Annotated in this window: 9 protein-coding genes; 1 reads left to right on the top strand and 8 read right to left on the bottom strand. The window is 45.8% G+C overall.

Translation table 11 applies throughout. The features are described from left to right. Positions 1-211: 211 nt before the first annotated feature. Positions 212-802, bottom strand: a complete 591-nt coding sequence (locus tag RH89_RS08925) for a TrmH family RNA methyltransferase (RefSeq protein WP_004401249.1) — start codon at positions 800-802, stop codon at positions 212-214. A gap of 211 nt (positions 803-1013) precedes the next feature. Between RH89_RS08925 and RH89_RS29610 the strand changes: the two genes are divergently transcribed. Then, a complete protein-coding gene (locus tag RH89_RS29610; RefSeq protein WP_004401248.1) occupies positions 1014-1190 on the top strand; it encodes a DUF6435 family protein in 177 nt (58 codons plus the stop codon). A gap of 123 nt (positions 1191-1313) precedes the next feature. Here the strand turns inward: RH89_RS29610 and RH89_RS08920 are convergent, their stop codons facing one another. From RH89_RS08920 to RH89_RS08885, 7 genes are all read right to left on the bottom strand, one after another. Then, positions 1314-2219 (bottom strand): AraC family transcriptional regulator, encoded by a 906-nt coding sequence (locus tag RH89_RS08920; protein WP_004401247.1) that lies wholly within the window; start codon positions 2217-2219, stop codon positions 1314-1316. Continuing rightward, positions 2206-3699 (bottom strand): xylulokinase, encoded by a 1494-nt coding sequence (gene xylB, locus RH89_RS08915; protein ID WP_004401246.1) that lies wholly within the window; start codon positions 3697-3699, stop codon positions 2206-2208. The genes RH89_RS08920 and xylB overlap by 14 nt, the downstream gene beginning before the upstream one ends. Before the next feature lie 38 nt (positions 3700-3737). Continuing rightward, positions 3738-4547, bottom strand: a complete 810-nt coding sequence (locus RH89_RS08910) for an L-iditol 2-dehydrogenase (protein ID WP_004401245.1) — start codon at positions 4545-4547, stop codon at positions 3738-3740. A 216-nt stretch (positions 4548-4763) separates the two neighbouring features. Beyond that, the gene (locus RH89_RS08900) at positions 4764-6146 is read right to left on the bottom strand and encodes a mannitol dehydrogenase family protein (protein WP_004401243.1); all 1383 of its coding nucleotides are present in this window, start codon (positions 6144-6146) and stop codon (positions 4764-4766) included. Continuing rightward, complete coding sequence (locus tag RH89_RS08895; RefSeq protein ID WP_004401242.1) at positions 6136-7245, bottom strand: ABC transporter ATP-binding protein; 1110 nt, start codon at positions 7243-7245, stop codon at positions 6136-6138. The genes RH89_RS08900 and RH89_RS08895 overlap by 11 nt, the downstream gene beginning before the upstream one ends. Beyond that, the gene (locus tag RH89_RS08890) at positions 7242-8054 is read right to left on the bottom strand and encodes a carbohydrate ABC transporter permease (RefSeq protein ID WP_004401241.1); all 813 of its coding nucleotides are present in this window, start codon (positions 8052-8054) and stop codon (positions 7242-7244) included. Before RH89_RS08890 ends, RH89_RS08895 begins: the two co-directional genes overlap by 4 nt. Positions 8055-8063: 9 nt before the next feature. Then, positions 8064-8885 (bottom strand): carbohydrate ABC transporter permease (locus RH89_RS08885; protein WP_004401240.1); only part of this gene is annotated, 822 nt, incomplete at its 5' end.

The raw sequence follows: 8885 nt of genomic DNA, 5'->3' as shown, positions 1-8885 counted from the left end.
TTTAAGACAGCTAAATACCATTCCATTGTCTGATCTTTCCTTGTTGGTTACGTATGTTGATAGATATCGCAATAACGTAAGTCGATGGTCTCTTTATAGGGCTTAATGAGACATTAAGTTCCTTTTGGTGTTTAGGTATCATATTTGCTCGGCATAAGGTCTCTAGTTTTGAGCAAAATAACTGTCGGCAGTGACTTCTGTAAAAAATGAATTAAATACGCCCATACTTCCGGTTTTGGAACTCTCTACGCTGTTTGGTGATCTCATATAAAACAATTCCGCTGGAAGTGCCAAGATTTAAACTTTCTATGATGCCAAACATTGGAATATTAACGCAGAAAACACTCGATTGAATCGCAAGCTCGCTCAACCCTTTAGATTCGTTGCCGAACCACACTGCCAGTCGCTTTTGAGTGTAGTCGCCTTTGCTTAACTCTACGTTCATTTTCCCTTTTACATGAGGAGAGGTAGCAATTGAATCAAACTTATTGCCCTCTAGATGTGCAAGGCAAGATTGAGTTGAGCTAAATTTTTTAACAAAACTCCATTTAACAGCGGAAGCTGAAGGCTTCACGAGTGGATTCCAATGCCGCATGTCCTGCCAATCATCAGGTAAAGACCCATTTTCGTCTACAATGTAAACTTTCTCTGCTCCTAAGGCGTTTACGTTTCTAACTACGGAGCCAATGTTTTTAAATGTCTTAGGGTTCTCCAAAACTACTATTAGATTTTTACACCTGAAATCCTTAACTTCATCCGCTCTTTTTCTTAACGCACTTTTTGTACCTATATTCTCTGCCACTAAATATTCTCTCCTGTACTCAATCCATCATAAACTGGCAATGCACATTAGCATAAAACTCTATCAAGCCTTCCACTACAATAAATCGAAATTGGCGCGCTCTCAGCAACATGAGACAGTTTTGGAACTTTAATTTCACAAACACTTATTCAATGAACCATTTCCAGACGCCTTCCGTAGTACAGATAGTTATCCAAATACGGACCTAAATATGTTTTCATTTTTTAAGAACAACTCGGCTAAAAAGCTCAAAAAACGACACTCGATGCTTCTTGAACAAGCGATGCAAGCTCAAAGGCGCGGAGACATCCGAACTTACTCACTATTAACTGCCGAAGCTGAAGAAGTTTTTGAGCAAATTAAAGGGATGGGCAACCCTAGTTCTTAAACTATTGCCTAATCGAAAGGACGAGGATCCTTTTAAATGACGTGGTTGATAAAGGAACCGCCACGTCATTTGAATTACGAAAACTCGGCTTCGGCTAGCTTACCTATTCACAGGTAAGACAGACTAACCATCCACCGAGTTTTTCTTGCGGTATGCGAGCGGAGTCAGACCTTTAATTCTTCTGAATTGGCGGCTGAAATTGGCGAGGTTTGCGAAGCCGACTTGCTGGCTAATGTTGGCAATACTTTCTTTTGATTCAACCAGTTTGATGCAGGCTCGCTGGATGCGAATTCGGTTTACAAAATCGGTGAATCGATGCCCTGTTGATTTGTGGAAGAAGCGTGAGAAATAAGATTCCGTCATGTCGATAAGATCGGCGACATCTTTTACACGAATGGTTTTTTCGTGGTTAAGCATGACGTAGTCCAGCACAAGGTTAATTTTGTTGTGCATGACTTCAGAGTCTTTCTTCTCAGAAGGCGGCAGTGTGGACAGAATTCTCGTTTTCTGCTCGTTTAGGAAATCCATAAATCTCAGGAAGTTAGTTAGCTTCTCGACGCCCCGGGTATTACGAACCGATTTCATAAATTCCATGCTGGTTTCCATGGGTACGTCCAGAAACTCTACCCCCATTTTTGCCTGTTCTATCAGTCGTTTAAACAAGGATAATTCAGGGAAAATTTGTGCCGCTCTCTGTATCAGTTCAGGTTCAAACAACACCACCATGTCTCGCAGCTTGTGAGTTTCCCCTTCTGCAAGATAGCTCACCCAGTTATGGGGAAGCCAAGGGCCGACCAGAATAAGTTGACCCGGCGAAAATGGCCCTACGTGGTTACCTATCATCGCTTTACCTGTTGTTTTCACAATCAGATGGAGTTCGTATTGCTCATGTACATGCCATTTAATTCGGTGGTGAGGTACGCCATGTTCCGTATACGCTACCGATTCTTTGTCGAACGCCATGAACTCCCAAACGGGTTCTTCGCCCAGGCTTTCCCGATGATACGGCTTAATTTCATAGGTGGACATAAGAAGCTCCTACTCGACTCGAACGCTGTTTCTCATATTCTGAATATAGCGTCTTAAACTCTTGGTATTTCTTTTGATAGATGGCTTGATACTCTGGGTTGGGGAGAATCTCTTCAAGCACTTTAGGTGCGTGACAAACGGATGAAACAGGTTCTCCGGTATCACACAGCTTGGCCAGCCTCGCCGCTCCATAAGCCGGACCGCTCTCTCCGCCTTCGTAGCGAAGGATCTTTATGCCTAGAATGTTGGCGATAATCTGAAGCCATAACCGGCTTTTGGTTCCGCCGCCAATGGCACCCAGAAATTCAACTTTAGTGCCGCTTTCCTGAATGGCGTTCTGACAGTCTAGCAGTGAAAAACCAACACCCTCCAATATTGCCTGAGTCATGTGGTGCCCTTTTGTCGCCCATGTCATATGGTGAAAACTGGCGGTCGCAAATGGATTGTTATGAGGCGTTCTTTCCCCCATCAAGTATGGGAGGAATAGCGTTGGTTGAGTGGGATCGTAATCGGCTTCGAGATCAGCAATCAGCTCACCGATGTCCTGCTTGGTTAAATCCGCAAACCACTTTAACGGGCTGGCACCGTTCAACATGCACGCCATTTGAAACCAACGTTCAGGAACAGCATGAGCAAAAGAGTGGACTAACGCATGAGGGTAAGGTTTATAAGTCTCGGTGGTCACAAAATACTGGGCAGATGTCCCTAAAGATATGAACGCGTCTCCCTGATTTATGGCTCCAATACCAATAGCTCCGCATGCTGCGTCTCCCCCGCCAGCGCATAAGGTGACCGAAGTGGATAAACCAAGTTCGGACGCAATCTCTGCTAAAAGCTTACCAGTTTCTTCTGTCCCTTCTTTTAAGGTAACCATCTGACTTGGTTGAAGCCCACTAAGTTCGAGCATTTTGTCCGACCACTCACGGCTTTCTTCATCAAGCCACAAGGTTCCTGCTGCATCACTGACGTCTGTCGCAAGCTCTCCAGTCAGCTTTAGCCTGACGTAGTCTTTAGGAAGGAGAACATGTCGAATAGACTTAAACGCATCGGGTTCGTGTTCTTCCATCCAGCGTAGTTTAGGAGCAGTAAATCCAGACATCGCCGGAACACCCGCTACGTTCCCGAGTTCAGGAAACTCACGATTCATATCTTCTGCTTGCAGATGTGAACGTCCATCATTCCAAAGGATGGCGGGTCTTACTGGATTGAGCGACTCATCGAGCATGACCGCGCCGTGCATTTGCCCAGAAAGTCCTATGCACTGAACATCGGAAAATGGCACTGGGAAATCGTGTTTGATTTGCTTCAGAGTGTTAAGCGTTGCATTCCACCATAAATCGGGCTCCTGTTCGGACCATAGTGGTTTAGGAGTGGATGCAGGATAGGATTCGCCAGCAGTGCCAACGACTGTTCCATTGCCATCCATAAGCAACGTTTTTACCGATGAAGTACCAATATCAATTCCCAGGTAGTACGCCATTTTCCTTCCTTATGCTGCGTTAAAGTATGCCTTTACTCTTAGTTCATCGCGTTGCCGCCATCGACATTAAATGTCTGAGCGGTAATGTAGTCTGACATTGGTGACGCCAAAAACAACGCCATTCCCGCCATGTCGTCTGGCAAGCCCATTCGTCCCAACGGTACTTCTTCACCAACCAGCCTTTTCTTTTCGCCGGGCTGACGGTTTTCATACTTAGCGAACAATGCATCCACCTGATCCCACATTGGAGTGTCGACGACGCCCGGCGAGATACTATTTACATTAATGCCATTGTCAGCCAGGGCCAACCCAGCAGACTGGGTGTAGCTGATAACCGCTGCCTTGGTTGCGCAGTAGTGAGCAACTAAAGGTTCACCGCGTCTTCCTGCTTGCGATGCCATATTGATGATCTTACCGCCCTTACCTGCTGCAACCATTTCTTTTGCGACTGCCTGCATCATGAAGAACATCCCTTTCACGTTGACGTTGTATAAGCGGTCAAACTGTTCAGATGTCGATTCAAGAATCGGTCCCATATCGAATATCGCAGCATTGTTGAACAGCACATCAATATGACCATACTGCGCTTTTGTTTTGGAAATTGCCTGCTCTATCTGATCCAAATCCGTCACATTGGTTGGGCAGTAACTTAGCGAGTCTGGGTATTGCTTTATTAACTCGCTTAGCTCTGCGGATGGAGAATCAGCCAGATCCAGAACCATACAGCTTGAGCCATTAGCGAGATAAGTTGCGCAAACCGCTAATCCAATTCCTCCGTTTGCGCCGCTGAGCAGAGCGACTTTCCCTTTCAAGACCAGTTGGTCTTGATTAAATACGGTGATACTCATTTCATTTCCTTATGATTTTAAGCGTTCTACCTGATTTCTTGGCTTTGCGGCTGTTTTTGAATGTGTAGACACGAGAATCGCCAAGATGCTTAGAGTGAAATAACCCTAAGGTATATCTATATAATTCCGCCCCAAATTTGTCTGAGAGCTGGGCTTTCCTATCACTATCAAGCCTGTCACATATGTTGGACAGAAGTACGAATTGACCTTTACTCATTAGCTCTCGGATTCCTCATATTCTTTTGATTGGGTTTCAATCTGCTTTTTAAGCTGCTCGGTAAAATCGGGAAAATGGGACGTCAGCCCCTGCCAGACATCTTCATTTGATAAAAATGTAGTGACAGGGTCACATGAATTAAGCCATTGTTCTGCTTTACTGAAATGCGGGTCTTTATAGTTAAACGCGAGCTTTCCGTTATGGAATCGCTCCAGAAAGCAGTACCAGTGGGCAATAAGGCAAATCGCATATCGTGGCATATGGTTTCTTTCGAGATTAAAGCGCACTGTGGGCAATATGAACTGAGGAAACTTGCTCACGCTGTCCATCGCGATCCGCTCTATTGAGTCGGCAATATGGCTGTTACTGAAACGCTCAACAATTTTCTGACGATATTGCTCCAGATCGACAGGCGGATGGCTGATAGTCGGGATAACCTCGGTTTGATGATAACCCTTTAACCAATCGGCAAGCTGGTCATCTTCCATGTTCTGATCGAAGGTGATGTAATTTCTTAACGCACCCACATAAGACAACAAAAAGTGACCGCCATTTAAGATGCGTATCTTGGTTTCTTCGTATTGATGGACCTGACTGGAAAAAGTTACGCCGACTTTTTCTAACTGGGGAAAGTCTGAAGCGAATTTGTCTTCAATGACCCACTGTTCGAAGTCTTCGCCCATAATTGGGCACTCGTCTTTTTCATCGATGATGGTTTCAAGCTGCCTCGCCAGCCCTTTCGGAGGAACGGGTGTTATTCGATCGACCATACAACAAGGGAATGTGACGTGTTTACTGACCCATTCTAAAAGCTCAGTTTCCTGCTTAGCCGAGAGAAACTGTTTAAACGCATTTTCTAATAGAGTTCCGTTGTCGCGTAAGTTATCGCAGGTCAAAACGGTAATTGCACCCGCCTGGCTTGCTGCTCTCTGTTTCAAAGCGTAACTTAAGTATCCGTAAACCGTTTTTGGCGCATCCGAATTCGTTAAATCTGATGCGATTTCCACATCCTTTAAGTTAACGTCGTTGGTATCTGTCAGATAATAACCGCCCTCGGTAACCGTTATGGTTAAGGCCTTTACATTCGGATCGGTGAAGATGCTATCTAGTTCGGAAACGTCACCGGAAGCGTCGACAACCGTATCCATCGCTTCAATTTTTCGGATTTCGATATCACCGTATGCGGAGATTTTCTTTAGATGATATCGACCGCCCTGCTGTTGCAAGGTTTGAGTGATTGTTCGTGATTCTGGGCGAAGGTTGACGCCGGTATAGTGCCAACGGTCAGAAGGTGGAACCAGACGATTGAATCTGTCGACGTAATACGCCTGATGTCCACGGAAAAAAGATCCCACACCAAAGTGAACCAGTCTATTCGTCATAAGAGAGCTCCTCATAAATATTGAGCGCTTGCTCTTGTGAATCAAACAGATAGATTTGTTCCTTGTCCAAAGCCAACCCTACTTCCTGATTCAGTTTCGGGCTGTCTGCGGGCGCATGTTTAGAAACCAGAGTCTCGCCGTTCTCAATGCGGACATAGCTCAGGGTTTCCGAACCCAGTTGTTCGATTACCTCTACCACACCTGTTACGTCGCCTTGCTCGGTCGGGACAATGGTGACTGCTTCAGGTCGAATTCCCAGCGTTTTAGCTTGCAAAACGGAACTACTGTATTTATTTACAGGTAGTCGAATTTGAGCATCGTTCGTTAACTGTGCTGTCAGGTTTTCGCCTTCAGAATAAACGGTTCCGAGGTTAAGCAAGTTCATTTTTGGAGTGCCAATAAAGGATGCAACGAACAGGTTCGCAGGCTGATGATAAAGCTCTAGCGGAGAACCAATTTGTGCCACTTCCCCTTGTTTCATGATCACCACTTTGTCGGCGAGCGTCATTGCCTCGACCTGATCGTGAGTCACGTAAATCATAGTGGTGCCAAGTTCATGATGCAGGCGAGAAAGCTCGATACGCATTTCAACGCGAAGCGCAGCATCCAGGTTAGAAAGTGGCTCGTCAAACAGGAATACTTTCGGGTTACGTACGATGGCGCGCCCAATTGCCACACGCTGCCTCTGACCACCAGAAAGTGCCTTTGGTTTGCGATCAAGCAATGGCTCGAGTTTCAGTGCCTTAGCGACTTGAAGTACTTTTTTGTCGATCTCATCTTTTGGTGTGTTTGCCAGCTTAAGAGCAAAACCCATATTTTCTTTAACCGACATATGTGGGTACAACGCGTAGCTTTGGAACACCATGGCAAGGTTACGCTTAGATGGGTGCACTTCGGTAATCAGTTCACCATCTAAGTGAATTCCACCAGCAGAAGATTCTTCCAGCCCCGCAATGGTTCTTAATAGTGTCGACTTTCCACAACCGGATGGACCAACGAAGACCACAAACTCACCCTTTTGAATTTCAAAATTGATGTTTTTAAGGGCAAGTGCATCGCCGTATTTTTTGTCGAGTTGGTTGACTGTTAAATAACTCATTTTACTGCTCCGAAGGTCAATCCTTGTACCAATTGTTTCTGACAGAACCAGCCAAGCACGACGATAGGTGCACAGGCTAATGTGGATGCGGCAGATAACTTCGCCCAAAACAATCCTTCCGGGCTGGAATACGTTGAAATCATGGTGGCTAATGTACCGGCATCTGCGGATGTTAAGTTGATCGCCCAGAAGGCTTCATTCCAGCTCAGGACAATAGACAAAAGCGCTGTTGATGCGATGCCACCAAATGAGAGCGGAAGCAGCACATAACGAATTTCGCCTAACGTGCTCGCTCCGTCTAAACGGACGGCCTCGAGAATGTCTTTTGGAATGTCCTTGAAGTATGAGAACAACATCCAGATGATGATCGGCAGGTTGATTAAGGTGTAAATAATGGTCAGCGCCAAACTACTGTCGAGCAATCCTGCCTCTTTGCACAGTATGTAGATTGGCACCAATACCCCGACGGCAGGTAGCATCTTGGTTGAAAGCATCCAAAGGAGCATATCTTTGGTACGTTTACCCGGGTAAAACGCCATTGAATATGCCGCAGGAACCGAGATGATCAAGGCGATCAACGTGGAACCAAATGCAGTGATTACTGAGTTTTTGGCGAATTTCAGGTAATCGCTTCGCTCCTGAACGATGCCGTAGTTTTCAACCGTAGGCTCAAAGATAAAGCTCGGTGGAACCGAAATGGCCTGCTGTTCCGTTTTGAATGAGGTAATCAGCATCATGATGATCGGGAAAAACACGATCAACGCTATCACCCAGCTTAAAACGGCTCTAAATCGAAATGTCTGATTCATAAAGCTCTCCTAGGCGACTAAGTTTTTGCCAATGGCACGGATTAAGAAGAAAGCCACAATGTTGGCGAGAATAACCGCAATCAAACCACCCGCAGACGCCACGCCGACATCAAATTGCATTAAGGCTTGAGCGAAAATTAGAAATGCCAGGTTGGTTGACTCGTACCCCGGTCCACCACTGGTGGTCACAAAAATTTCCGCAAACACAGAGAGTAGGAAGATGGTTTCGATCATCATCACTACCGCGATAGGTCGTGCCAAATGTGGAAGCGTTAAGTAGCGGAACACTTGAAAACCGTTGGCACCGTCCAGCACTGCCGCTTCTTTCTGCTCGGTATCCATCGATTGCAATGACGTCATAAAGATCAGCAGGGCAAATGGCATCCATTGCCAGCTCAACATGGCGATAATCGAACCCAGCGGATAATCCGAGAGCCAATCTACAGGCTCTAACCCAACCGATTCCCAGAGCGACGCTAAAACGCCGTAAACTGGGTGCATCATCAGGTTTTTCCAGATCAATGCGTTCACCGTTGGCATAATGAAAAACGGTGAAATCAGTAATACCCGAACAATGCCCCTGCCCTTAAACGGCTTATCCAGTAACACGGCAATCAAAACCGCAGCAATCACGGTTACGACCAACACCATGCCAACCAACGTCAGTGTATTGGTCACCGCTGGCCAGAAAGCTTCGTCGGTATAGAAAAATTCAAAGTTAAGTCCGCCGATGTAATTATTCTCTCCCGGATACAGGAGGTTGTATCGGATGACGGAAAAATAAATGGTCATGGATAATGGCACGACCATCCACAGCAATAAGCTGATGAA

Source organism: Vibrio nigripulchritudo ATCC 27043 (genome assembly GCF_000222685.1).
Classification (GTDB): Bacteria; Pseudomonadota; Gammaproteobacteria; order Enterobacterales; family Vibrionaceae; genus Vibrio; species Vibrio nigripulchritudo.
Note: the sequence above shows the minus strand (reverse complement) of the source record. Positions and strands in the feature narration are given on the sequence as shown.